This is a genomic window from Rhodovulum bhavnagarense (genome assembly GCF_004343505.1).
GTDB lineage: Bacteria > Pseudomonadota > Alphaproteobacteria > Rhodobacterales > Rhodobacteraceae > Rhodovulum > Rhodovulum bhavnagarense.
In genome coordinates, this window is sequence record NZ_SLXU01000011.1 from 43679 (window position 1) to 68905 (window position 25227).

Genomic DNA, 25227 nt, shown 5'->3' on the forward strand with positions numbered 1-25227 from the left:
CCCCGGGCGCCCTACCCCCCGAATGCATAGCCGAACCGCGCGATATCCTCGGCGCAATATTCGGCCACCAGTGCTGCGGTCGCTCCCGAGTAATACGCGCGATAATCCGCGTTGCGCCCGGACGCGTTCACCCGTTCAAGCGGCCCGATACGAAAGCCCAGATGCGCCTCGACCGGGGCGATATCCTCGGCGAAATGCTCCAGCCGGACCCAGGCGCTGCACCGCTCCACCCCGGCCCCGTCGCGCATATAGACGCCATAGGGATTGGCCCGGAACCCGCCGGCGATCTGCGGATGGGCCAGGAACTCCGCGAACTCCAGCCGCTGCGCCAGCCCCACCGCCGGGTGGTCGAACCGCTGCCCCCGCAGCCAGTGATAGTAACTGACCGCCCGGTCCCAGGGATTGCGCACGAGGGCAAAGACAAAAAAATCCGCGATCTCGTCGGGGCTGACCAATCCCTCGATATCGGCAAGGGTGGAATGTTTCCACAATCGCCCCGCGCTCTGCACCCCCCGTAGCCTGCGCCGCCGCCGGCGCGCCTTCGGAGTATCCCCGATCAGGATGTCATCGGCCATCGCACGCGTCTCCAGCACATGCGTCAGAGCGGTGCCGCCAGTCTTGGGAATATGCACGAAAATATAGTTTCGCCCGCGCGAGATGATCATGAACGACAGGCTAACGGGCCGCTCGGCAATGGCAAGCCCCGGCGAAGCGACGCCCCCGCCCGCCGCAGTCCCCGTTCTGCTTTGGGCGAAATATCCCGGGGGGTGCGGGGGGCGGGCCCCCCGCATCGGTCGGCCCGGCCAGGGCCGGGCCGAAGCCCGCACCCCTTTAGCCCCCTTTTCAATCCGTCGCGTCGGGGCCAAACTCCGCCCCGACAACAACATTCCCACAGGAGAAGAACCAAATGGGCTGGTTGGCAGATGAAACAGGTCTGGAAAAATGCGCGGCGAATTACGTGCCGCTGACGCCGCTGTCCTACCTGAAGCGCGCGGTCCAGGTCTTCCCAGACCGCGAGGCCGTGGTCTATGGCGACCGCCGCTATACCTATGCCCAGTACCACGACCGCGTCACCCGGCTGGCCTCGGCTCTGGCCGCGATGGGGGTGAAACCCGGCGACGTGGTGGCCACGTTGCTGCCCAACGTGCCCGCCCATGCCGAGGCCCATTTTGGCGTGCCCGCCTGCGGGGCGGTGCTGAACACGATCAATATCCGGCTGGACGCCAACACGGTCAGCTACATCCTGGACCATGGCGGCGCCCGCGTCGTGCTGTGCGATCCGCAATTCATCCCGCTTCTGGCCAGCGCGATCGAGGACATGGAGGGCGAACCGCCCATCGTGATCGAGGTCGGCGACGATGCCGCGGGCGTGCATGATTTCGGCGATTACCCGGAATACGAGGACATCCTCGCCGGCGCCGATCCGGATTTCGACTGGATCATGCCCGAGGACGAATGGGAAAGCATCGCGCTGAACTACACCTCGGGCACCACCGGCCGGCCCAAGGGCGTGGTCTACCACCACCGTGGCGCCTATCTGAACGCGATGGGCCAGGTGATCAGCTGGCGCATCGTGCTGCACCCGAAATACCTGACCATCGTGCCCCTGTTCCACTGCAACGGCTGGTGCCACACCTGGATGATGCCGGCGGTGGGCGGCACGGTGGTCTGCTGCCGCGACATCAGCGCAAAGGCGATCTTCGATGCCATCGCGGATGAGGGCGTGACCCATTTCGGCGGTGCTCCGATCGTGCTGAACATGCTGGTCAACGCCAAGGAGGATGAAAAACGTTCCTTCGACCACCTGGTCGAGGTCTTTACCGCGGGCGCCCCCCCTGCCCCCGCAACGCTGGCCAAGATCGAGCCGATGGGCTTCAACATCACCCATGTCTATGGTCTGACCGAAACCTACGGGCCGGCCACGGAATGCACCTGGCACGAGAAATGGGAGCCGCTGAAAGGCGATGAGCGCGCGGCGCAAAAGGCCCGCCAGGGCGTCGCCATGCCCTTCATGGAACCTGTACAGGTCTGGGATGACGCCCACGCCCCGGTGCCGATGGACGGGACGACCCAGGGCGAGATCGTGTTCCGCGGCAACGGCGTGATGAAGGGCTATCTGAAAAATCCACGCGCCACGCGCGAGGCGTTCAAGGACGGCTATTTCCACTCGGGCGACCTGGCCGTACAGCACCCCGATACCTATATCCAGATCGCCGACCGGGCCAAGGACATCATCATTTCGGGCGGCGAGAATGTCAGCTCGGTCGAGGTGGAGGGCGTGCTGATGCACCACCCCGACGTGCTGCTCTGTGCCGTGGTCGCCAAGCCAGACGAGAAATGGGGCGAGGTGCCCTGCGCCTTTGTCGAGCTGAAGGATGGCCATTCGGTGGACGAGGCCACGCTGATCGCCTTTGCCCGCGAGCGGCTGGCCGGGTTCAAGACCCCGAAAAAGGTGATCTTCCAGGAACTTCCCAAGACCTCGACCGGAAAGATCCAGAAGTTCCAGCTGCGCGAGATTGCCCGGTCGCTGTGACATTGGCAGGACCGGGGGCACAGGCTATGCTGTGCCCCCGGCACCACGAGACAACGCAGGACAAAGGGCCGCGATGACGGCGCTCATCCGATATGAACGGCTGGAAAGCCCCGCCCTCTGGCGCGAGGCGCCCGAGGCACAACGGCGTGACGTGATCCTGTCTTTCGGCGATGCCTCGCTGGTGATCTCGGACAGCGCCGAAAGGGTTCTGACCCATTGGTCTCTGGCCGCCATCGCCAGGACGAATCCGGGGATGCGACCGGCCATCTTCACCCCCGATGCCGATAGCGGCGAAACGCTGGAGGTGGACGAACCGGTGATGATCGAGGCGATCGAGGCGGTGCGCGCGGCCATCGCCCGGGGCCGCCCACGTCCAGGGCGGCTGCGACTGGCGATCCTTGGCGTACTCTTGGCTGGAATGACCGCGCTTGCGCTGTTCTGGCTGCCCGGCGCGCTGGTCCGCCACGCGGTGACGGTCCTGCCCGCCACAGTGCGCGCCGAGATAGGGCGCGACGTGCTGGCCCGCCTGACGCGGGTGGCGGGCCCTGCCTGCGCGCGGCCGGGCGGGGCGGCGGCACTCGACCGCCTGACCATGCGCCTGTTGCCCGGCACAAGCACCAAGGTGATCGTTCTGCCGGGGGGGATGGCGCGGGCGGCCCATCTGCCCGGCGGGCTGATCCTGCTGAACCGTGCCCTGGTCGAGGATTTCGAGGATCCCGGCGCGGTTGCGGGCTTTATCCTCGCCGAAGATGCGCGCGCCACCCAAACCGATCCGCTGGCCGCGCTGCTGCGCGCGGCGGGTCCGCTGGCGACCTTGCGCCTTCTGACCAGCGGCACCCTGCCCAAGGGCGCGCTGGACGCTCATGCAGAGGCGGTGATGACGCACCCGCCCGCCCCGCTGCCCGACGAGGCGCTGTTGGCACGCTTTGCCAAGGCCGGGCTTTCCTCTGCGCGCTACGCCTATGCGCTTGACGTGTCGGGCGAAACCGTGCTGGGCCTGATCGAGGCTGACCCGATGCGCGGCCAAATCCCCGTGCCGCTGATATCGGATGGCGACTGGGTCCGGCTCCAGTCCATTTGCGGCGGCTGAAAGGTGAAAGCGCCCCGTCGGTGAACAGGGCGCTTTCCTCGGTGTTGCTCGATTTTGGTTGCTTGCTGCCGTATTACTTTTTCCCGCTGGTCGACAGGCGCACAGCGCGCATCTGTTCAACCGGGATCTCGACGAGCCGCGCCGGCACGTCATCGGTCCAGATCAGCGCCATCTGCGCATCCCCCCGCTCGCTGCGCTTGCCGCGCATCGGGTTCAGGCGGTCGTCTTCCCAAACGTTCTCGTAGCCCTTGGGCATCTGGAATGGCACCGGGCGCAGGACATCCCGGGTCGCGGCCCGCTCGACCCTGGCACCGCCTTGCGGCACCGGCAGACCGCGTGGGTCATCGACCTGCGGACCGCAGCGAACCGGATACCGCGAACCGTCGTTGATATATTGCGAACTAAGCGGCGAGGCGCCGGCACAGGCCGGCTTGCCGCGCCTGACCTGCTTTTGCGGGGCGGCCTGCACGGGCGGGGCAGCACGGACCACGCGTTTGGGCGCCGGGGCGGCGGCGGGTCCGGGCTGCGGGGCAGGCTTGCGCAAGACCCGCACGGGCTGAACAGGCTGTGCTGACTTGGCGGCGGCGCCGACCTTTGGAACGGTGCGTTGCGAGGTTTGCGCGGTCCTGACCGGTGCGGGCCGGGTTGCGATCTTTGGCTGGGGCACAGCGCTTGCGAGGGACGGCTTGTACCCGCACAGCACCTTGCGATCACGGCCCACGCGCGGCACCCATGTCACCTGTCCCGCATAGCCCGCACGGATATAGACGCAGCCCTGGCTATCGACATATTGCCGATCCTGGTAACTTGCCGGCGGCAGTTCTGCCGGGCCATCGTCCTTTCTAAGCGATTGCGCCTCGGCGGCGGACACAATAAACCCCGCCACGACCGCAGCACAGGCGACCGAGTGCCAAAAAGACATGACTTCCCCCACAAGATCTGGAGGAATCATGCCTGATGACGCCAAATGAGTAAAGAATCAATTCGTCTATTTTGTGCCGAACATGCGGTCCCCCGCATCCCCTAGTCCTGGAACAATATATCCATGGTCGTTCAGGCATTCATCCACAGCCGCCGTTACGATCGGCACGTCGGGATGCGCCTTTGCCATGCGCTCGACACCCTCGGGCGCGGCCAGGAGGCACATCATGCGAATCTCTTTCGCGCCTGCCCGCTTCAACAGATCAATGGCCGCAACCGAGGAATTGCCGGTTGCCAGCATCGGGTCCAGGACGATAACGGTGCGCTCTGACAGGCCGGGCGGAACCTTGAAATAGTATTGCACGGGTTCGAGCGTCGCCTCGTCGCGGTACAACCCGACGAAACCGACCCGCGCCGAGGGTATCAATTCCAGCACCCCGTCCAGCAGGCCGTTACCCGCTCGCAGGATCGACACCAGCACCGGCTTGCGCCCCGCAAGGACCGGCGCGTCGATCTCGCAAAGCGGCGTTTCGATCCGGCGCGTGGTCATGGGCAAGTCGCGCGTCACCTCATAGGCAAGAAGCTGGCTGATCTCGTGCAGCAAGCGGCGGAACTCGCCGGTGGGCGTGGACTTGTCGCGCATCAGGCTCAGCTTGTGCTGAACCAACGGATGCGTGACGATGGTCAGGTGGCTAGTCATCGGCAAACTCCAGTCGTTTCAACAGGGCCGCGCGGGTCGCTGTGTCGCAAAAGGCGGCCTCTGCCGCGACCCGGTTCAGCGCGGCAAAGTCATCCTCGCCCCAGCCAAAGGTCTGGGCAAGCCGGTCGTATTCCTGCGTCATCGTGGTATGGAAAAAGGGTGGATCGTCGGTCGAAACGGTCACCTTGACCCCCGCCGCACGCAGCCGGGCAATCGGGTGGTCGGACCAGCGCGGATAAACCCCAAGCGCGATGTTCGAGCCTGGGCATATCTCCAGAACAACGCCGGTTTGGGCAAGCCGCTCGACCAGCGCGGGGTCCTCGGCGGCGCGCACGCCGTGGCCGATCCGGTCCACGCGAAGATCGTCCAGAACGGCACGCACCGAGGTCGGCCCCTCCCATTCGCCCGCATGGGCGGTCAGACCCAGCCCGGCCTCGCGCGCCATGTCGAAGGCATAGGCGAAATCAGCGACCACACCGCGCCTCTCATCCCCGGCCATGCCAAAGCCGACGATGAAATCGCCGGCCGTTTCAGCCGCGCAAAGGGCGGCGTCGCGGGCCATGGCCGGGCCGAAATGGCGGATGCAGGTGACGATGCCGCGGGTCACGATACCATGGGCACGTTCAGCGACGCGGGCGGCCTCGGCGATGGCGTGCAGGTATTCACGCCAGGCCCCCAGGTCGCGCCCGCCACAGAAATCGGGCGATATGAAGGTTTCAAGATAGACCACGCCCTGCGCCGCGGTATTTTCCAGCACCGCACCGGTCAGGCGGGCGTAATCCTCGGGGCCCTTAAGCACCGATGTCGCAACCTCGTAGACCGCGAGGAACCCGGTGAAATCACGATAGGCATAGCCGCCGTCCGGGCCGAAGATACCACCGATATCGGCGCCGCGCATGCGGGCCATGTCGCGAATCAAGGCTGGCGGCGCGGCCCCCTCAAGGTGGTGGTGCAACTCGACCTTGGGTAGTGTCACAGAAAGCTCCTCCCCGGTCCCTGGGCGTCGATGCCCAGATGCGCGGCCACGCTGGCGGCCACATCGACATAACCGCACAGCCCGATTTTGCGTGCATCGAGCCCCGCCCCCAGAACCGGCACCCGTTCGCGGGTATGATCGGTGCCCACCCATGTAGGATCGTTGCCATGGTCGGCGGTCAACAGCACCAGGTCGCCCGGCCGCATCCGATCGAAAATGCCGGGCAGTTGCGCATCGAACCACTCCAGCGCGCGGGCATATCCGGCGACGTCGCGCCGATGCCCCCAGAGACTGTCGAACTCTACGAAATTGGCGAATGTCAGGCTGCCCTCGGGGGCCTCGCGCATCAGGTCCGCCCAATGGACCATCAAGGCAGCGTCTGGGCCGGTGCGCACCTCGTCGATGCCATGCATCGAGAATATGTCGCCGATCTTGCCGATGGCCTGCACCCGGCGGCCCGCACCCCGCGCCCAGTCGCACAGCGTCGGTGCGGGGGGCGCGATGGCGTAGTCATGACGGTTCGCGGTGCGCACGAACCCGGTTTGCGCATCCCCTCGGAAAGGCCGCGCGATCACCCGGCCGACGCGCATCGCATGCAGCATCGGCGCGATACCCCGACACAGCGAAAGCAGCCGGTCGAGGCCGAAAACCTCTTCATGGGCGGCGATCTGGAACACGCTGTCGGCAGAGGTGTAGAGGATCGGCCAGCCGGTGCGCAGATGCTCGGACCCCAGTTCGGCCACGATTTCCGTGCCCGAAGCGTGACAATTGCACAGCGTCCCATCGACCCCGGCGAGCCGGCGCACCTGTACCAGCACCTCCTCTGGAAAGGCGGGCACCTCGCGGGGGAAATAGTGCCAGTCCCACGGGACAGGCACACCGGCCAGTTCCCAATGGCCCGATGGCGTATCCTTGCCCGGCGACAACTCGGTTGCCGCCCCCCATAGCCCCTGCGGCACCACCCCCAGCCCCGGCACCTCGGCCCCGCTGGCCAGCCGGAGCGCCGCGCCAAGGCCCAGGGCATCGAGATTCGGCACATGCAGCGGGCCTGATCGCCCGTCGTCCGCCCGGCCGGCGGCGCATTCGGCCGCGATATGGGCCAAGGTGTTGGCGCCAGTATCCGGTGCTCCATCATTGAAAAAGCGGTCCGCATCCGGCGCCCCGCCGATCCCGAGCGAATCCATCACCACGAGGAAGGCACGGGTCATGACAGAATTCTCTGGTGAACCAGGGGCGGAAGCGTGGCCGGCCCCTCGCCAATGGCAAAGGCGGCAACCACCCCGGCCGCGGCGGCCTCTGCGTCGGTCTCGCTGGCCGCATGAACCAGCGCCAGCATCTCGCCCGCCCCGACCTCGTCGCCAAGGGCTGCGATCTCAGACAGTCCGACCGAGGGGTTGATGCGATCACGTTCGCGCCGCCGCCCCCCCCCAAGACCGACTACCGCCAGGCCCAACGCATGCGTATCGATGGCCTGCACCACGCCCGCGCGCGGTGCGCGCACCTCTTGCACCACGGGGGCGGCGGGCAGGCGGTCGGGCCAACGTTCGATGAAATCGGCCGGACCGCCAAGTTCGGCGACCATCTCGCCGAATTTCAGCGCCGCCTCGCCACTGTCCAGCGCCCTGGCGATGCGCCGCGCGCCGTCGGCCGCATCCTCGGCCAGACCGCCCAACGCCAACGCCTCGCCGCCCAGGGCGCAGGTAATGTCCCACAGCGCAGGGGTGACACCGGTGCCAGTCAGGGTTTCCATGACCTCGATCACCTCCAGCGCATTTCCAGCCGCGGCCACCAGCGGCTGGCTCATATCGGTGATCAGCGCCGTGGTCATGCAACCGGCCCCCTGCGCGGTCTCGACCAGCGCGCGGGCCAACGCCTCGGCATCGCCCATCTCTTTCATGAAGGCGCCAGAGCCGACCTTGACATCAAGCACCAGCCCCTCAAGCCCCGCGGCGAGTTTCTTTGACAGGATCGACGCGGTGATCAGGTCGATGCTTTCGACCGTGCCGGACACGTCGCGCACGGCGTAAAGCCGCTTGTCGGCGGGCGCGATATCGGCCGAGGCCCCGACGATGGCGCAACCGACCTCCGCGGTAAGGGATTTCAGTTCACAAACCGAGATCTCGGTGCGGTAGCCCGGTATCGCAGCCAGTTTATCCAGCGTGCCGCCAGTATGACCCAGCCCGCGCCCCGAAATCATCGGCACATAGGCCCCGCAGGCCGCCAGCGCCGGTGCCAACACCAGGCTAACACAATCGCCCACACCCCCGGTGGAATGCTTGTCCAGGACCGGGCCGGGCAGATGCCAGTCGAGAACAAGACCGCTATCGCGCATCGCCCGCGTCAGCCCCACGCGCTCAGGCGTGGAAAATCCGTTCAGCAGAACCGCCATCGCAAAGGCCCCGGCCTGGGCATCCGTGACCGCGCCGCTGGCCAGCCCCTCGGCGAACCATGTCAGCGCCGCATCGTCGAGACGTTCGCCATCGCGAAGGCGGGTGATGATCCCGCGAGCATCCATATCAGCGCCCGGTCATGTGGGCGGACGAGAATGCGCCGGGCAACAATTCGCCCACCGTCATCTCGCGCATCCTGCCCGAAAGGGTCGCCATCGTGACCTTGACATCGGGCGCTGCGAATTCGGCCAGTTTCTGACGACATCCGCCGCAGGGGGTGACCGGCTCTGGCCCGTCGGCGATCACCGCCACCTCGACAATCTCGCGGCAGCCCGCCGCGACCATCGCGGCGATGGCCCCCGCCTCGGCGCAGGTGCCCTCGGGCGAGGCGACATTCTCGACATTGCACCCGACATGGATAGCGCCGTCCGCCCCCCGAACCGCCGCGCCGACCTTGAAACGCGAATAGGGGGCATGGGCATTCTCGCGAACCGCGCGCGCAGCGGACAAGACTGGCATGGAATTACTCCTTTAGCTGCCAATCTGCGGCGCGGCGCCACGGGATGCAAGGGCGCCGGAAGATGCGCGAGGGCACAAATCAGCACCACCCGCGACCGAACGTCCGGGTTTCTATCTTGCGCCTCAGCCCCCCGCTGCGTAACAGAATTACCAACATAGTAAGGAGGGACAGACCGCATGACATATTCCGAGGTCTATCAGGCCTGGCAAAACGACCCGGAAGGGTTCTGGATGAAGGCCGCCGAGGCGATCGACTGGGTTCAAAAACCCTCCAGGGCGCTGCATGACGACAAGGCACCGATCTATCAATGGTTCGCCGATGGGATGGTCAATACCTGCTGGAATGCCGTGGATCGGCATGTCGAAAACGGCCGCGGCGACCAGACCGCGATCATCTATGACAGCCCCGTCACCGGCACGCGCAAGTCGATCTCTTATGTCATGCTGCGCAACCGCGTGGCCCAGCTGGCCGGCGCGCTGCGTGCCAAGGGTGTGGAAAAGGGTGACCGGGTCATCATCTACATGCCGATGATCCCCGAGGCACTGGAGGCAATGCTGGCCTGTGCCCGCCTTGGTGCGATCCATTCGGTGGTGTTCGGCGGCTTTGCCGCGCACGAATTGGCGGTGCGCATCGACGACGCGAAACCGAAATGCATCATCGCGGCAAGCTGCGGGATCGAGCCGGGCCGGATCGTGCATTACAAGCCGCTTCTGGACGGGGCGCTTGAACAATCCGCCCACCAGCCCGATTTCTGCGTGATCTTCCAGCGCGAACAAGAGGTCGCGCATCTGGAGGAAGGGCGCGACTACAACTGGCACGGCTTTCAATACGGCGTGGAACCGGCCGAATGCGTACCGGTCGAGGGTAACCACCCGGCCTACGTCCTGTACACCTCGGGCACCACGGGCCAGCCCAAGGGCGTGGTGCGGCCCACCGGCGGCCACCTGGTGGCGCTGAACTGGACGATGAAGAACCTCTACAACGTCGATCCGGGCGACGTGTTCTGGGCGGCCTCGGATGTTGGCTGGGTCGTGGGCCACAGCTATATCTGCTACGCGCCGCTGATCCACGGCAACACCACTGTCGTCTTCGAGGGCAAGCCGGTCGGCACGCCCGACGCGGGCACGTTCTGGCGCGTGATTTCCGAACACAAGGTGAAAAGCTTCTTCACCGCGCCGACCGCCTTTCGCGCGATCAAGCGCGAGGACCCAAATGGCGCGTTTCTCAAGAAATACGATCTGTCCTGCCTCAAGGCGCTGTTCCTGGCCGGTGAACGGGCCGACCCCGACACCATCCACTGGGCGCAGAACCAGTTGGGCGTGCCGGTGATCGACCATTGGTGGCAGACCGAAACCGGCTGGGCCATCGCGGGCAACCCGCTTGGGATCGAGGAATTGCCGGTCAAGGTCGGCAGCCCGTCAGTCCCGATGCCAGGCTATGACGTGCATATCCTGGACGAGGGCGGGCACGAGGTCGGCCCCAACACCCTGGGCGCGATCGCGATCAAGCTGCCGCTGCCGCCGGGCACGCTGCCCACCCTGTGGAACGCCGAGGACCGGTTTCACAAATCCTACCTGAACCATTTCCCAGGCTACTATGAAACGGGCGATGCAGGCTACAAGGACGAGGACGGGTATCTCTACATCATGTCGCGCACCGATGACGTGATCAACGTCGCAGGCCATCGCCTGTCGACAGGCGCGATGGAAGAGGTCCTGGCCAGCCATCCCGACGTGGCCGAATGCGCGGTGATCGGGGTCGCCGACGATCTGAAGGGACAATTGCCGATGGGCTTCATGTGCCTGACGACGGGGGTGAACCGCGACCATGCCGAGGTGGTCAAGGAATGCGTGAAACTGGTGCGCGACCAGATCGGCCCGGTCGCCGCGTTCAAGCTGGCCTGCGTGGTCGACCGCCTGCCCAAGACGCGCTCGGGCAAGATCCTGCGCGGCACGATGGTCAAGATCGCCGACGGGCAGGATTTCAAGATGCCCGCGACCATCGACGACCCCGCGATCCTGGACGAGATCGCCGTGGCGCTGAAGGAACTGGGTTACCCCAAGGCGGGCTGAGCCGGCTGTCAAAACAAAGGGCGCGGCGCGGGGATCTATCCGCGCCACCCACCCGAAAGGGTAGCACGGGAACACGAATGCAACCCTGACCTGAACTTTTAGACAGGTTGGTAGAAGCTGATCGACACGTTACAGATGTGTTGCAATCAGTGCGAGTGTTCCCATGTTCCCGTCCCCGAAAGACGACAAGCGCAAGCTGTCCCCTTGTACCGCGCCGACCGGGTCCGATCCCGAATGCATCGGGTCATCCTGGCAGATGCAGCAGGTCTTTGACCGGATCACGGCGGCGGCGCGTTCGATGGCGACAGTGTTCATTACCGGGGAAAGCGGCACCGGCAAGGAGATTTGCGCGCAGGCGGTCCATGCCGCGTCGACCCGCGCGACGGGGCCTTTCGTGCCGCTCAACTGTGCCGCGATCCCGCATGACCTTCTGGAATCAGAGGTTTTCGGACATCTCAAGGGCGCCTTTACCGGCGCGGTGGCCAACAAGCCGGGGGCGGCCACGGTGGCCAATGGCGGGACACTGTTTCTCGACGAGATCTGCGAAATGGATCTCGACCTTCAGACCAAGCTCTTGCGGTTCCTGCAAACCTCGACGATCCAGCCGGTCGGCGCATCGCAGGCCCGAAAGGTCGATGTGCGAATTGTCTGCGCCACCAATCGCGACCCGATGGAAGAGGTTCGTCGCGGCCGGTTCCGCGAAGACCTGTTTTACCGCCTGCATGTCGTTCCGATTCACCTGCCCCCGCTGCGCGAAAGGGGCGAGGACGTGATCGAGATCGCCCGGCGCGCGCTTGTCCGTTTCTCGGCAGAGGAGGGCCGCAGCTTTGCCGCCTTTGCCCCCGATGTCGAGGCGATGTTCCGTGCCCTGCCCTGGCCGGGAAACGTGCGCCAGCTTTTGAACGTGGTGCGCCATGCGGTAGTTCTGAATGACGGACGGGTGGTTACCCGCGACATGCTTCCGCTTGGCCTGCATCGTGATGGCGACCGGGTTCCGCCCCGGCACGGCACGGCGGAGGAGGCGTCTCGGCTTGGGATTGATGACCTGGTCGGCAAATCGCTGGCCGAGATCGAACAGATGGTGATCGAGGAAACCATCGCGCGCGAGGGCGGTTCGGTGCCGCGTGCGGCGCGGGTTCTCGATGTCTCACCCTCGACGCTGTACCGCAAGCGCGAAGCCTGGGCGCGGCAGGCCGAAGCGGTCTGAGGGCTGAAACAGCCTGGGGACGGCGCGAAAAGCCGGGCCAGACCAGGCACGCCGAACCCGACGCCGTGCCGGACGGCGAGGATAAAGGGGGGCGCCGCCCCCCGTCCTGCGGACTCCCCCCGGGGTATTTCGGCCAAGAAGAAGGGGGTCGCCGGGCGAGGCGACAGCGCGTCACAGGAATTGTTCGCGGATCAGGCGTTCCTCGAGCCCGTGCCCCGGATCGAACAGGATGCGATGCCTGATCGCGGGCTCGGAGGCGATCTCGACTGCTACCACGACCCCTGCCCCCCGGCTGTCGCCCTCGGCCATCACCGGGCGTTTCTCGGGTTGCAGCACGTCGATTCGCACCCGCGCCGATTTCGGCAAGAGCGCGCCTCTCCAGCGCCGGGGCCGAAACGGGGCCACCGCCGTCAGGGCCAGCACATCCGCCCCGATCGGCAGGATCGGTCCGTGGGCAGAGTAGTTATAGGCGGTAGATCCCGCGGGCGTGGCCACCAGCGCGCCATCGCAGACCAGTTCCTCCAGCCGGAGGCGCCCATCCACGCTGATCCTGAGCTTCGCCGCTTGCGGGCCGGCCCGCAAAAGGCTGACCTCGTTGATTGCCAGAGCCTCGGCGACCGATCCGTCGGGACGCGTGGCGCGCATGCGCAGCGGGTTCAGGATCGCCTCTTCGGCGGCTTCCAGCCGCGCTGTCAGACCCTTGGGCCGGTACTCGTTCATCAGGAAACCGACGGTGCCACAATTCATCCCGTAAACGGGCGCGCGCAACTCCTGGGTTGCGTGAAGGGTCTGCAGCATGAATCCGTCGCCCCCCAGTGCGACGATCACGTCCGCCTGTTCGGGGACGACCTGCCCATAGCGTTCGGTCAACGAGCCCAGCGCATTTTGCGCCTCGTCCGAGCCGCTGGCCAGAAAGGCGATCTTGCCTGCTGCGGTCATCCGCCATTCCCTCGCGCTTCTTCCTCTCTCATCGCCCGCGCGGATCGGAAACACAAGGGCGCGACGCTATGCAACGCCCGGTTCAATGGGGCTTTTGCCGCCCCGACAGTTTCGCTAGAACGCCCACTATCGCCGCACAGGCCCAGCAGGAGATTGCAGGATGACCTCACCTACCGATACCGGCTTCTTCACCGAGGCGCTCGCCACACGCGACCCCGAGATCGCCCGCGCCATCGGGCTGGAGCTTGGCCGCCAGCGTGACGAGATCGAACTGATCGCGTCGGAAAACATCGTCAGCCGCGCCGTGATGGAGGCGCAGGGCTCGGTGATGACCAACAAATATGCCGAAGGGTACCCGGGAAAACGCTATTACGGCGGCTGCCAATTTGTGGACATCGCCGAAAACCTCGCGATCGAGCGCGCCTGCCAGCTGTTCGACTGCGGCTTTGCCAATGTGCAGCCGAACTCGGGCAGCCAGGCCAACCAAGGCGTGTTCACCGCGCTGCTGCAACCCGGCGACACGATCCTGGGCATGTCGCTGGATGCCGGCGGCCACCTGACCCACGGCGCCCGGCCCAACCAGTCGGGCAAGTGGTTCAACGCCGTGCAATACGGCGTGCGTGAGGCCGACCTTCTGCCCGACTACGACCAGATCGAGGCCCTGGCAAAGGAACACCAGCCGAAACTCATCATCGCGGGCGGCTCGGCGATCCCGCGCATCCTGGATTTCAAACGCTTCCGCGAGATCGCCGATATGGTCGGCGCCTACCTGATGGTGGACATGGCCCATTTCGCCGGGCTGGTAGCGGCGGGCCTCTACCCCTCGCCCTTCCCCCATGCCCATGTCGCCACCACCACCACCCACAAGACCCTGCGTGGGCCGCGCGGCGGCATGATCCTGACCAATGACGAGGCACTGGCCAAGAAGTTCAACTCGGCCATCTTCCCCGGCATCCAGGGCGGGCCGCTGATGCACGTGATCGCGGGCAAGGCCGCGGCCTTTGGCGAGGCCCTGCGCCCGGAATTCAAGACCTACCAGAAACAGGTGATCGAAAACGCCCAGGCGATGGGCGCGGCACTGGTCGAGGGCGGGCTCAGCCTGGTCACCGGCGGCACCGACAGCCACGTCCTGCTGGTCGACCTGCGGCCCAAGGGGGTCAAGGGCAACGCCACCGAAAAAGCCCTGGGCCGCGCCCATATCACCTGCAACAAGAACGGCATCCCCTTCGACACGGAAAAGCCCACGATCACCAGCGGCATCCGCCTGGGCAGCCCGGCGGGCACGACACGCGGCTTTGGCGGGGATGAATTCGCCCAGATCGGTCGCTGGATCACCGAGGTCGTAGACGGTCTTGCCGCCAATGGCGAAGAGGGCAACGCCGCGGTCGAGACCAAGGTCAAGGCCGAGGTGCAGGCACTTTGCGCCCGTTTTCCGATCTATCCCGACCTCTGAGCCATTACCGGAGGGGCCATTGGCCCCTCCCCCTTCCCCGACCGCACTCCGCCGGGGGCATCACCTGGTACAAGGCTATGGTTTCAGACCAGGCCGCGCCAGACGGCAATCCCCGCCAGCACCGCCATCGCCGCCAGAAGGTTCACGGACACCGTCTGGATCAGGCTGGCAAGTTTCACGCGCCGGTTCCGGGCGGCATCGGCGCGGCAGAGATAGGCCATCAACCTGTCATGGGCCAGCCGCAGCCGCGCGCGGTCAAGACGGCGCGACAGCCTGGGGTGATGTGCCTGTTCCCAGGCCTCTGCCAGCAAGTGCGCCTCGCGGCGCAAAGCCGCCGGCAAGGCCCGACCCGCACGGCGCACCTGTCGGTCCAGAGGGCCGCGCAGGCCATAGACCCTTTCGAACCCCGCAGAGACATTCCTTGCCAGTTCGGTCACAACGGGACAGGTCACTGCGCCCCCCAATCGCTACACACAACCCTTACGATAGCTCGATCCCGAACCGACTCGCAATGGCCATGGCCCAGGCGAGAACGGGCTGTTAACAAGGGGCCATGCTGAAGACCTATTCTCATGGGGCCGGGTCATCCGGGCGACTGCCGCTTTTGATCGTGCACGGGCTTTTCGGCTCTGCCCGGAACTGGGGCGTGATCGCCACCCGGCTGGCCGCGGATCGCCCGGTGCTGAGCGTGGACATGCGTAACCACGGCGCAAGCGCCTGGTCGGACCGCCACCGCTATCCCGAGATGGCTGCGGACCTGGCCGAGGTCATCGCGACCCATGGCGGGCGGGCGGATGTTCTGGGCCACTCGATGGGCGGCAAGGCTGCGATGATGCTGGCGCTGACCCGGCCCGACCTGGTCCACCGGCTGATCGTGGCCGATATCGCGCCGGTTCCCTATGGACATACCCAGGCCCACCTCGTCGCCGCGATGCAGGCGCTTGACCTTTCCGGGGTAACCCGCCGCGGCCAGGCCGACCGGGCCTTGTCAGCCCATGTCGAGGATCGTGCCGTGCGCGCCTTCCTGCTTCAATCGCTCGATCTCAAGGCCAGCCCGCCGCGATGGCGGCTCAATCTCGATGCGCTGGCCGCCGAGATGCCGCATATCCTGGGCTGGCCCGAAATGGAAACGGGGACGTTCAACGGCCCCGTCCTGTTCCTTTCCGGCGCCGCGTCGGATTATGTCCGCGCCGAACACCGCGCCAGGATAAAGGCGCTCTTCCCTGCCGCACGATTTGCGCGGATACCCGGCGCGGGCCACTGGCTTCACGCCGAGAAACCCCGCGAATTCGAAGCGGCGGTGCGCGCGTTCCTTGCCTAGTCGGCGGATTTCATCATCCGGGCCAGGGTGCCGTCTTTCTTGATGTACTGCCCCGCAAGCGCGGCCGCGACATGCAGGACGATCAAGATCATCAGCACCACCCGCAGCGCCGAGTGGACATTGCCGGCCATGCCGGATCCCTGCGACCAGGCGACCATGCCCGAGACCGGCAAAAGCACCAACAGAACGTAGAACAGCCCGTACATGACCCGCGCCACCATCACCTGTGCGGGCGAATGCGACGGATCGGGCGCGGGAACACCGCGCAGCATCCTCAGAACGATCCGCCAGACGGCGAGGATCAACACCAGGACACCTGGCAGAATGTGAAGCGCGACGAGGATCGAAAAAGATTTCTCGCCCGTTTCCATGAACTTATCGAATGCCGAGGACATCCCCCCGGCGAGCAGGAATTGCAGCGCGACAAGGGCGAATACCGCCCAATGCAGGCGGATCTGCATCCGCGAATAACCCGTGACCGACATGAGACCCTCCGATGGTCAGTAACGAAAACCGGCCACCGGCGGCCCGGCAGTCGGCAGGTAAAACGCGCCCCGGCCCGCGCCACCGGCAGGGGCGGTCGAACCCGGCACATGGAACGGCACCGGGGCCGACCGCCCCGAAGGTAGCGCGAATCGGGACTATGCGGGACTGCGGCCTGGCGAAGCATCCGACGCCAGCCACCGTGCCGCGGCCGCACGTGCATGACATCTGTGCGCCGTACGCGGCCCGCCCGAACAGGCGCAGGCCGGTCAGAACGACCAGACGCGGGTGCCGCTTTCGACCAGATCGCGGGCCATGGCTGGCGGCTGGGCGACGGTGACACCATCGATCAGGGCGTCGGCCTCAAGCCCCTTGCCGGGTAGGTAGAGCGCGCAAACCTCGGCCTTGGCGCCCTTCTTGATCGCCGCCTGCAACAGGCCCTGGGGGCTTGCGCCCTGCGGCGGCTGGCCCGCGGTGGCGGATTCGGGAGCATCCTTGAGCGCGATATCGGCGGCCGGACCGCACAGCAGGATCTTGGTCTTGACGCCACGATCCAGCGCCTGGTTGGTCAACACCATGCTCATCAACTGGGTCTGCGGATTGGCGTCGGTGACAACGGCGGCCAGCCTGGTGACATCGCGCGCCATTGCCGGCGCTGCGGTCAGCGCAATGGCGAGGGTGGCAATCTTGAGCGTCTTGAACATGATGTTCCCCTTTCGGTGACGGTTTCACTCGGCGTGCAGGGTAAACATACATATGGATTTCATAATATGTCGAATGCGCACACCGCCCTCACCTGACGCGATTGTGACCAACATGATCGGAATCAACCTGAACGGGTACAAACCACGCCCGGGATAGAGCAAGGGGCGGTAAGCGACCATGACCAAACCGCGAGGGCTAGGCGGTGGATTACCCCCTACCCCTGCTGATTGCAGAACGCCGGGAAATCCCCTCGTCAATCATCCATCTTCAACGCGTTGATAAATGCCGCCTGCGGGATCTCGACCTTGCCAAACTGGCGCATCTTCTTCTTGCCGGCCTTCTGCTTTTCCAAGAGCTTTTTCTTCCGCGTCACGTCCCCGCCATAGCACTTGGCGGTGACGTCCTTGCGCAAGGCGGCCAGCGTTTCGCGGGCGATCACGCGGCCGCCGATGGCGGCCTGGATGGGGATCTTGAACATGTGGCGGGGAATCAGTTCCTTCAGCTTTTCGCACATGGCGCGACCCCGCATTTCCGCCCGGTCGCGGTGGACCATGGTTGAAAGCGCATCCACCGGTTCGTCATTCACAAGGACCTGCATCTTGACCAGGTAATCCTGCCGATAGCCGATCATCTGGTAATCGAAGCTGGCATAGCCCTTGGTCACCGATTTCAGCCGGTCATAAAAGTCAAACACCACCTCGTTCAGCGGCAGGTCATAGACCACCATCGCGCGTGACCCGGCATAGGTCAGGTCCAGTTGTTCGCCGCGGCGGTCCTGGCAAAGTTTCAGCACGTCGCCCAGGTATTCGTCGGGCACCAGGATCGTGGCCTTGATCCGGGGTTCCTCGATATGATCGACATAGGTCAGGTCGGGCATGTCGGCGGGGTTGTGCAGCTCTCGCATCTCCCCGTCTTTCATGTAGATGTGGTAGATCACGCTGGGCGCGGTGGTGATCAGGTCGATATCGTATTCGCGTTCCAGCCGGTCGCGGATCACTTCCAGGTGCAACAGCCCCAGGAATCCGCAGCGAAACCCGAAGCCCAACGCGGCGGAGGTTTCCATTTCATAACTGAAACTCGCATCGTTCAGGGCCAGTTTCTCGATCGCGTCGCGCAGATCTTCGAACTCGTTCGAATCGACCGGGAAAAGACCGCAGAACACAACCGGCTGTGCGGGCTTGAAACCGGGCAAGGGGGTCTCGATCCCCTTCTTTTCCGTCGTGATGGTATCGCCCACGCGGGTATCGCGCACCTGCTTGATCGAGGCTGTCAAAAACCCGATTTCGCCCGGCCCCAGTTCCGCGATATCCTGCATCGCGGGGCGGAACACGCCAATCCGGTCAACGCCATAGGTGCCGCCGGTTTTCATCATGCGGATGCGGTCACCCTTTTTCAGCACGCCGTCGATGATCCGCACGAGAACGACGACGCCGAGGTAGGGGTCGTAATAGCTGTCGACCAGCAATGCCTTGAGCGGCTTTGCACGGTCGCCCTCATGCGGGGAGGGCAGGCGGGTAACGATGGCCTCAAGCACGTCGGGGATGCCGATGCCGGTCTTGGCGCTGATCTGCACCGCGTCGCTGGCATCGATCCCGATCACGTCCTCGATCTGTTCGGCCACGCGGTCGCAATCGGCGGCTGGCAGGTCGATCTTGTTCAGCACCGGGACGATTTCGTGATCGGCCTCGATCGCGGTATAGACATTGGCCAGCGTCTGCGCCTCGACCCCTTGGGTGGCGTCGACCACCAGCAACGATCCCTCGACCGCGCGCATCGACCGGCTGACCTCGTAGGCAAAATCGACATGGCCGGGCGTGTCGATCAGGTTCAGCACGTAGGTATGGCCGTCTTTCGCAGGATACTCGATCCGCACGGTATTGGCCTTGATGGTGATCCCCCTCTCGCGCTCGATATCCATCGCATCCAGCAACTGTTCCTTCATGTCCCGCTCGGCCACCGTTCCGGTCAACTGGATCAGCCGGTCGGCAAGCGTGGATTTTCCGTGGTCGATATGCGCCACGATCGAAAAGTTGCGGATGTATCTGAGCTCGGTCATGGGCGGGATATGCGGCGCTTTCTCGGGCCGGTCAATGGGGTCTGTGAGACACGCCTGTGCCGCGCCTCTACTCGCGCACGATCAGCACCGATATTTTCGCATAGCGCGCCACCCGGGCCGAGTTAGGCCCCTGGAACCGGTCGATGATGTCAGGTTTATGGGCGCCCATCACCACCAGGTCGGCACGAGACCGTTTCACCGCGTCCAACACCATCTCGTAGATATTGCCCACCTCGACGATATGCTGGACCTTGCCGAAATCGGGCAATGTGTCCGCCACGAAGGCGTGCAACTGGTCGTTGGCCGCGCGCACCGCCTTTTTCATGGTGCCCTCGTGGAAATAAGAGCCGACGATCGACATGCCATAATCGGGGATCACGGTCACCACCGACAGCGAGGCACCAAAGCATTTCGCCAGTTCAGCCGCGCGTTTCAGAACCTTGGCATCGGCCTCGGCGTGCTGAAGGTCGACGGCGCACAGGATATGCCGGGTCATGCGAGGGCCTCCTTTTCATCGCGGCGCTTGCGCCGCATCTGCACCATGAATACCCCGCCCACCAGAATCAGCGCTGGCAGGTAGAACAGCTCTTTGGGCATGCGCTCGGCGGCGAGGTCGATTTCCACCAGCTCCCAATCGAAATCTATCCCCAACTGTTCGGCCGGGCCACCGAAATTCAGGTTGTCGACATAGATGGTGCCATCTTCGTCGCGAAACTCGATACCCGCCGCCCGGGCCAGCCGATCCGCCCCGTCAGGGCCGCTTGGCCCCAACGGCAACAGGTATCGCGCATCGACCGGATCGCCCATCAGGCTCTCGCCCACGAAGCGCACGCGCAGCGTCGCGCCCTCGCCCCCCTGTTCTGCCAGGGTGTAAATCTCTGCTGCGGCACGAACCTCGAACTCGGGCGCGATCTGGTTCAGGAAATAGCCCGGCCGGAACAGGATGAAGGCCGCCAGCAGCAGGATCGCACTTTCCCACAGGCGCGATTTCACCATGAAATAGTTCATCGTGCCCGCCGCGAACAACAGCATCGCGATCAGCGCCACGATGAAGACGAAAACCGCCTGCACCGGACCCACGTCGATCAACAGAAGGTCTGTGTTGAAGATGAACAGGAAGGGCAACAGCGCCGTGCGGATCGAGTAGAAGAAGGCCTGAAACCCGGTGCGCAGCGGATCGCCCTTGGAAATCGCCGCCGCCGCGAACGAGGCCAGACCGACAGGCGGCGTCACATCCGCCATGATGCCGAAGTAGAAGACGAACATGTGCACCGCGATCAACGGTACGATCAGCCCCGATTGCGCGCCCAACTCCACCACGACCCCGGCCATCAGCGAGGAGACCACGATGTAGTTCGCCGTGGTCGGCAGCCCCATCCCCAGGATGATCGAGATCAGCGCCACGAAGAACAGCATCGCCAGCAGGTTGCCGCCCGACAGGAACTCGACGAACTCGGCCATCACCTGCCCGATCCCGGTCAGGGTAACCGCACCCACGATGATGCCCGCCACGCCCATGGCGGCGGCCAGCCCGATCATGTTGCGCGCCCCGATCACGAGGCCGTGGGCAATGTCAGACAGGCCCTCGCGCAGATGACGCAGCATGTCGCCCTCGCGCCGAAAGAACGCCTTGAGGGGGTTCTGCGTCAGCAGGATCATCAGCATGAACATCGTCGACCAGAAGGCCGACAGGCCCGGCGATTTCCGTTCGATCATCAGCAGGTACATCAGCAGCAGGATCGGCATCAGGTAGTGGATGCCGGTCTTGAAGATCTCGCGCGCCGGCGGAAGGTGGGTCATCGACTCTACGTCCATGGGCAGATCCGGCCCCTTGGCGGCAAAGCGCACGGCGGCCACATAGGCCAGCGCAACCGCCCCGAGGATGACCCAGATCGAGGCTGCGCCAAAGACCGCGCGTGCGCCCTCTACAGAGAGGCCGCACAGCCACAGCGTACCGCCGCCGATCACGATCGAAATCGCGATCAGGAAAATCGCGCCCAGCATGAACTTGACCGGATTCATCCGCGAGCTGCCGGTCATGCCCATCTTGAGCGCCTCAAGATGCACGATATAAACCAGCGCGATATACGAAATCGCCGCCGGAACGATCGCGCTCTTGACCACCTCGACGTAGGAAATGCCTACATACTCCGTCATGAGGAAGGCCACGGCCCCCATCACCGGCGGGGTTAGAACCCCGTTGATCGAGGACGAGACCTCGACCGCGCCGGCCTTGTGCGAGGGAAAGCCCACCTTTTTCATAAGCGGTATGGTAAAGGTGCCGGTGGTCACCACGTTGGCGATGGACGATCCCGAGATCAGGCCTGTGGCCGCCGAGGCGATGACCGCAGCCTTGGCCGGGCCACCCCGCAGATGGCCGAGGGCCGCGAAGGCCAGTTTCAGGAAATAGTTGCCCGCGCCTGCCTGGTTCAGCAGTGCGCCGAACAGCACGAACAGGAACACAAAGCCAGAGGACACGCCCAGCGCCACGCCGAACACGCCCTCGGTGGTCAACCACATATGGCTCATCGCCTTGGACAGCGACGCGCCCTTCCACTGGATCACCTCGGGCAGGCCCGACCAGCTTCCGAAAAAGACATAGGCCAGGAAGAACAGCGCCACGCCCATCAGCGGAAAGCCCAGCGATCGGCGCGCAGCCTCCATCAGCAGGACAAGGCCGGCAACCGAGACAGTGATATCCAGCGTGCTGGGAATGCCCGACCGGGCCGCCACGCCGGCATAGTTGTACCACTGGTAAGAGGCCGCCGCCGCACCCACCAGCGCAATGGCCCATGTCAGCATGGGGATGCGCGTGCGCGGGCTGGACCGAAAGGCAGGAAAGGCAAGGAAAGCCAGGAGAACGGCGAAACCGAGGTGGATCGCGCGGGTCTGGGTGTCGTTCCAGACCCCGATACCCAGCGCGAAGGGCAGAGGCGAGGCGATCCACAACTGGTAGATCGACCACGCCATCGGGAGAAACCACAGGACAGTGCGCCCAAAGGCATCGCGCGGCACCCGCCCGCCGGTATCGGCATCGGCGACGAAATCCTCAAGCGCGGAATCGGTGGCCGCCTCTGGGCTCTTTTCGGACATGCTGCCCTCCCCGGTGATGAACTGGATCAGGTTCAAAAACTAAAGACCCCGGCGCCCGAAAGGCGCCGGAGGATCGATATCGCATCGTGGGCCGGATTACATCCAGCCGCGTTCCTTGTAGTATTTCACCGCACCGGGATGCAGTTCCGCGCTCAGCGCGTCGGAAATCATCTCGGCTTCGGTCAGGCGGTTGAAGGCCGGATGCAACTGCTTGAAATCCTCGAAATTCTCGAAGATCGCCTTGACCAGGGCATAGACCACCTCGTCAGAAGTGTCGGCCGAGGTCACGAAGGTCGCCTTGGGCCCCCAGGTCGCAACGTCATCGGGGTTGCCGGGATACATGCCGCCGGGAATGGTGGCCTTGGCATAGGGCGGGTAATCGGCCAGCAGCCTGTCGATCGCCTCGCCTTCCATCGGGACCATGCGAATGTCGCAGGACGAGGTTGCCTCCTGGCTGGACCCGTTGGGCAGGCCAGCCGCCCAGACCGCAGCCTGGATCTTGCCGTCACACAGCGCCGCCGCCTGTTCCGAGGATTTCAGCTCGGCCGCCAGCGCCAGGTCGTCGACGGTCAGCCCGGTGTAGGACAGCAACAGGTCGGCCAGGCCACGGGTGCCGGACCCCGGATTGCCGATATTGACCTTCTTGCCTTTCAGATCTTCAGGGCTGGCGATACCGGCATCGGCACGCGCCATCAGGTGCAGCGGCTCGGGATGGATCGAGAACACCGCGCGCAGCCCCGGATAGGCCCCGTCCTCGGCAAAGGCACCAGTGCCCGCAACCGAGGCCGCCTGAACGTCGGACTGCACCACGCCGAAATCCAGTTCGCCCGCGCGGATCGTGCGCGCGTTGTAGACCGAACCGCCGGTCGATTCCACTGAACAGCGGATGCCGTGTTCCTTGCGATCCTTGTTGACCAGCCGGCAGATCGCGCCGCCAGTGGGGTAATAAACCCCGGTCACACCACCAGTGCCGATGGTGATGAACTGATCGGCCCAGGCCGCGCCAGCAGTCGTCATGCCCAGCGCCAGGGCGGCGCCGGTCAACTTGATTTTATTAAGCATTTCTTGCTCCCTGTAACTCTTTGGGCTGTGACGGTCGCGAATGGAGTGCAACACACCCCGCCACCGCCTCGGATGGGCGGATCGCCCTTTCAAGGCCCCCGCCGGAAAGGCAAGGCCACCCGTCCGAATGGGCAGACTCTTTCGCCTGCGATGACCATTGTCAACGCAAGAGGGTGGTGGTTATGTCGTTGTCCGACATGCCGAGGGTGCCCAGATGCCGATATCGAACCGCACGACCTGCCCGCACATGCCTGCGCACGGGCCGGCATTTCGCTCTGTTTTTCCCGTTTTCCCTGAAAAAGGTCCACGCCATGGCGGCCTCTCATATCTTTCCGCGCCACTGCCACGCCCAGGTGCCGGTTGCCACCGCCGGTGACGGCTGTTTCCTGATCGACCGGAACGGCAAACGCTATTTCGATGGCTCGGGCGGGGCGGCAGTATCCTGCCTTGGCCATTCGAATGCGCGCGTAACCGACGCGATCAAGGCCCAGCTGGACCAGTTGGCCTTTGCCCATACCGGCTTTTTCACCTCCGATCCGGCCGAGGCGCTGGCCGATCTGCTGATCGCGCACGCGCCCGGCGACCTGGACCGGGTCTATCTTGTCTCGGGCGGGTCCGAGGCGACGGAGGCCGCGATCAAGCTGGCCCGCCAGTACCATGTGGAACGCGGCGAACCGGGCCGGCGCCACCTGATCGCCCGGCGGCAAAGCTATCACGGCAACACGCTGGGGGCGCTGGCGGCGGGCGGCAACGCCTGGCGGCGCGAACAATTCGCCCCGCTCCTGGTCGACATGCACCATATCGCGCCCTGTTACGAATATGCCGAACGCGCCGAGGACGAAACGCTGGAGGCCTACGGCCAGCGCACCGCCAATGAGCTGGAAGAGACGATTCAGCGCCTTGGCCCAGACAGCGTCATGGCCTTCATCGCCGAACCGGTGGTCGGCGCGACGCTGGGCGCGGTGCCCGCCGCGCCGGGCTATTTCAAGCGTATACGCGAGATCTGCGACCGCCACGGCATCTTGCTGATCCTCGACGAAGTGATGTGCGGCATGGGCCGGACCGGGCACCTGTTCGCCTGCGATGCCGACGGGGTGGCCCCCGATATCCTGTGCATCGCCAAGGGCTTGGGCGCGGGATATCAGCCGATCGGAGCGATGCTGGCCTCGCGCGCGATCTATGACACGATCGCGCGCGGCTCGGGCTTTTTCCAGCATGGGCATACCTATGTCGGCCACCCGGTGGCGGCGGCGGCCGGGCTGGCGGTGGTGCGGGAGTTGCTGGAAAACGATCTGGTCGACCGCGTGCAGCGGATGGGCCAGACCACCATGGCCGAGGGGCTGAACCGCCATTTCGGCCAGCACGCCCATGTGGGCGATATCCGCGGGCGCGGCTTTTTCTGGGGGATCGAACTGGTCGCCGACCGCGAAACCAAGACGCCCTTCGACCCCGCGCTTGGCGTCGCGGGCAAGCTGAAGCGCGCGGCGATGGACGAGGGGCTGATCTGCTATCCGATGGCGGGCACGCGCGACGGAAAACACGGCGACCACGTGCTGTTGGCCCCGCCCTTCATCGCCACCGAAGATGAGCTGGAGGCCGCGTTCGGCGCCCTGTCGCGCGCGCTGGAGCGGGTTCTGGCGGACGTGGGGTAGGGGCACTGCGTGACAGTGCACCGGCCGCTTTCAGGTCAATCCAGGTCGCCCGGG

The 25227-nt window shown here is 65.0% G+C and carries 21 protein-coding genes and 1 pseudogene; 7 read left to right on the forward strand and 15 right to left on the reverse strand.

Features of this window, described 5'->3' with window-relative positions; genetic code table 11:
- Positions 1-11 precede the first annotated feature (11 nt).
- Positions 12-665 (reverse strand): sulfotransferase family 2 domain-containing protein, encoded by a 654-nt coding sequence (locus EV663_RS11155; RefSeq protein WP_132951884.1) that lies wholly within the window; start codon positions 663-665, stop codon positions 12-14.
- Positions 666-907: 242 nt separating this feature from the next.
- Here EV663_RS11155 and EV663_RS11160 point away from each other — a divergent pair, with 242 nt between their 5' ends.
- Together EV663_RS11160 and EV663_RS11165 are read left to right on the forward strand one after the other, a co-directional pair.
- Entirely contained in the window at positions 908-2533 is a 1626-nt protein-coding gene (locus tag EV663_RS11160; RefSeq protein ID WP_132951885.1) for a long-chain-fatty-acid--CoA ligase, read from the forward strand.
- A gap of 73 nt (positions 2534-2606) precedes the next feature.
- The gene (locus tag EV663_RS11165; RefSeq protein ID WP_132951886.1) at positions 2607-3623 is read left to right on the forward strand and encodes a hypothetical protein; all 1017 of its coding nucleotides are present in this window, start codon (positions 2607-2609) and stop codon (positions 3621-3623) included.
- 73 nt (positions 3624-3696) lie between these two features.
- On the opposite strand, the gene EV663_RS11170 is transcribed toward EV663_RS11165, so the two are convergent.
- The 6 genes from EV663_RS11170 to EV663_RS11195 all read right to left on the reverse strand — a co-directional run bounded on the left by EV663_RS11170 (position 3697) and on the right by EV663_RS11195 (position 9129).
- Positions 3697-4545, reverse strand: a complete 849-nt coding sequence (locus tag EV663_RS11170) for a hypothetical protein (protein WP_132951887.1) — start codon at positions 4543-4545, stop codon at positions 3697-3699.
- A gap of 66 nt (positions 4546-4611) precedes the next feature.
- Positions 4612-5244: a uracil phosphoribosyltransferase gene (gene upp / locus EV663_RS11175; RefSeq protein WP_132951888.1), complete on the reverse strand. Its 633-nt coding sequence runs from the start codon at positions 5242-5244 to the stop codon at positions 4612-4614.
- Positions 5237-6220 carry an adenosine deaminase gene (locus EV663_RS11180; protein WP_132951889.1) on the reverse strand — a complete coding sequence of 328 codons (984 nt, stop codon included), beginning with the start codon at positions 6218-6220 and terminating at the stop codon, positions 5237-5239. Before EV663_RS11180 ends, upp begins: the two co-directional genes overlap by 8 nt.
- Complete coding sequence (locus tag EV663_RS11185) at positions 6217-7428, reverse strand: phosphopentomutase (protein ID WP_132951890.1); 1212 nt, start codon at positions 7426-7428, stop codon at positions 6217-6219. Before EV663_RS11185 ends, EV663_RS11180 begins: the two co-directional genes overlap by 4 nt.
- Positions 7425-8735: a thymidine phosphorylase gene (locus EV663_RS11190; protein ID WP_132951891.1), complete on the reverse strand. Its 1311-nt coding sequence runs from the start codon at positions 8733-8735 to the stop codon at positions 7425-7427. The genes EV663_RS11185 and EV663_RS11190 overlap by 4 nt, the downstream gene beginning before the upstream one ends.
- A gap of 1 nt (position 8736) precedes the next feature.
- A complete protein-coding gene (locus EV663_RS11195) occupies positions 8737-9129 on the reverse strand; it encodes a cytidine deaminase (RefSeq protein WP_132951892.1) in 393 nt (130 codons plus the stop codon).
- Between the two features lie 177 nt (positions 9130-9306).
- On the opposite strand from EV663_RS11195, the gene prpE reads away from it, so the two are divergent.
- Both prpE and EV663_RS11205 read left to right on the forward strand, forming a co-directional pair.
- A complete protein-coding gene (prpE, locus tag EV663_RS11200; protein WP_132951893.1) occupies positions 9307-11202 on the forward strand; it encodes a propionate-CoA ligase PrpE in 1896 nt (631 codons plus the stop codon).
- Between the two features lie 202 nt (positions 11203-11404).
- Positions 11405-12409, forward strand: a pseudogene (locus tag EV663_RS11205) (sigma-54 interaction domain-containing protein); the annotation flags it as partial.
- A 171-nt stretch (positions 12410-12580) separates the two neighbouring features.
- Here the strand turns inward: EV663_RS11205 and EV663_RS11210 are convergent.
- Positions 12581-13348, reverse strand: coding sequence for an NAD kinase (locus tag EV663_RS11210; RefSeq protein WP_132951895.1), 768 nt, complete (start codon positions 13346-13348; stop codon positions 12581-12583).
- 160 nt (positions 13349-13508) lie between these two features.
- Between EV663_RS11210 and glyA the strand changes: the two genes are divergently transcribed.
- Positions 13509-14801 (forward strand): serine hydroxymethyltransferase, encoded by a 1293-nt coding sequence (glyA, locus tag EV663_RS11215; RefSeq protein WP_132951896.1) that lies wholly within the window; start codon positions 13509-13511, stop codon positions 14799-14801.
- Positions 14802-14884: 83 nt separating this feature from the next.
- On the opposite strand, the gene EV663_RS11220 is transcribed toward glyA, so the two are convergent.
- Positions 14885-15253, reverse strand: coding sequence for a hypothetical protein (locus tag EV663_RS11220; RefSeq protein WP_132951897.1), 369 nt, complete (start codon positions 15251-15253; stop codon positions 14885-14887).
- A 101-nt stretch (positions 15254-15354) separates the two neighbouring features.
- Here EV663_RS11220 and EV663_RS11225 point away from each other — a divergent pair, with 101 nt between their 5' ends.
- Positions 15355-16122: an alpha/beta fold hydrolase gene (locus EV663_RS11225; protein ID WP_132951898.1), complete on the forward strand. Its 768-nt coding sequence runs from the start codon at positions 15355-15357 to the stop codon at positions 16120-16122.
- On the opposite strand, the gene EV663_RS11230 is transcribed toward EV663_RS11225, so the two are convergent.
- The 6 genes from EV663_RS11230 to EV663_RS11255 form a co-directional block, all read right to left on the reverse strand.
- The gene (locus tag EV663_RS11230; protein WP_132951899.1) at positions 16119-16607 is read right to left on the reverse strand and encodes a cytochrome b; all 489 of its coding nucleotides are present in this window, start codon (positions 16605-16607) and stop codon (positions 16119-16121) included. The two genes, EV663_RS11225 and EV663_RS11230, sit on opposite strands and share 4 nt — an antisense overlap.
- A 267-nt stretch (positions 16608-16874) precedes the next feature.
- The gene (locus tag EV663_RS11235; RefSeq protein WP_132951900.1) at positions 16875-17309 is read right to left on the reverse strand and encodes a DsrE family protein; all 435 of its coding nucleotides are present in this window, start codon (positions 17307-17309) and stop codon (positions 16875-16877) included.
- A 254-nt stretch (positions 17310-17563) separates the two neighbouring features.
- Complete coding sequence (lepA, locus tag EV663_RS11240; protein WP_132951901.1) at positions 17564-19366, reverse strand: translation elongation factor 4; 1803 nt, start codon at positions 19364-19366, stop codon at positions 17564-17566.
- Positions 19367-19433: 67 nt separating this feature from the next.
- The gene (locus tag EV663_RS11245; RefSeq protein WP_132951902.1) at positions 19434-19862 is read right to left on the reverse strand and encodes a universal stress protein; all 429 of its coding nucleotides are present in this window, start codon (positions 19860-19862) and stop codon (positions 19434-19436) included.
- The gene (locus EV663_RS11250) at positions 19859-22459 is read right to left on the reverse strand and encodes a TRAP transporter permease (protein ID WP_132951903.1); all 2601 of its coding nucleotides are present in this window, start codon (positions 22457-22459) and stop codon (positions 19859-19861) included. Before EV663_RS11250 ends, EV663_RS11245 begins: the two co-directional genes overlap by 4 nt.
- A 96-nt stretch (positions 22460-22555) precedes the next feature.
- Positions 22556-23521 carry a TAXI family TRAP transporter solute-binding subunit gene (locus tag EV663_RS11255; RefSeq protein WP_132951904.1) on the reverse strand — a complete coding sequence of 322 codons (966 nt, stop codon included), beginning with the start codon at positions 23519-23521 and terminating at the stop codon, positions 22556-22558.
- Positions 23522-23832: 311 nt separating this feature from the next.
- On the opposite strand from EV663_RS11255, the gene EV663_RS11260 reads away from it, so the two are divergent.
- A complete protein-coding gene (locus tag EV663_RS11260) occupies positions 23833-25173 on the forward strand; it encodes an aspartate aminotransferase family protein (RefSeq protein ID WP_132951905.1) in 1341 nt (446 codons plus the stop codon).
- Positions 25174-25227 lie beyond the last annotated feature (54 nt).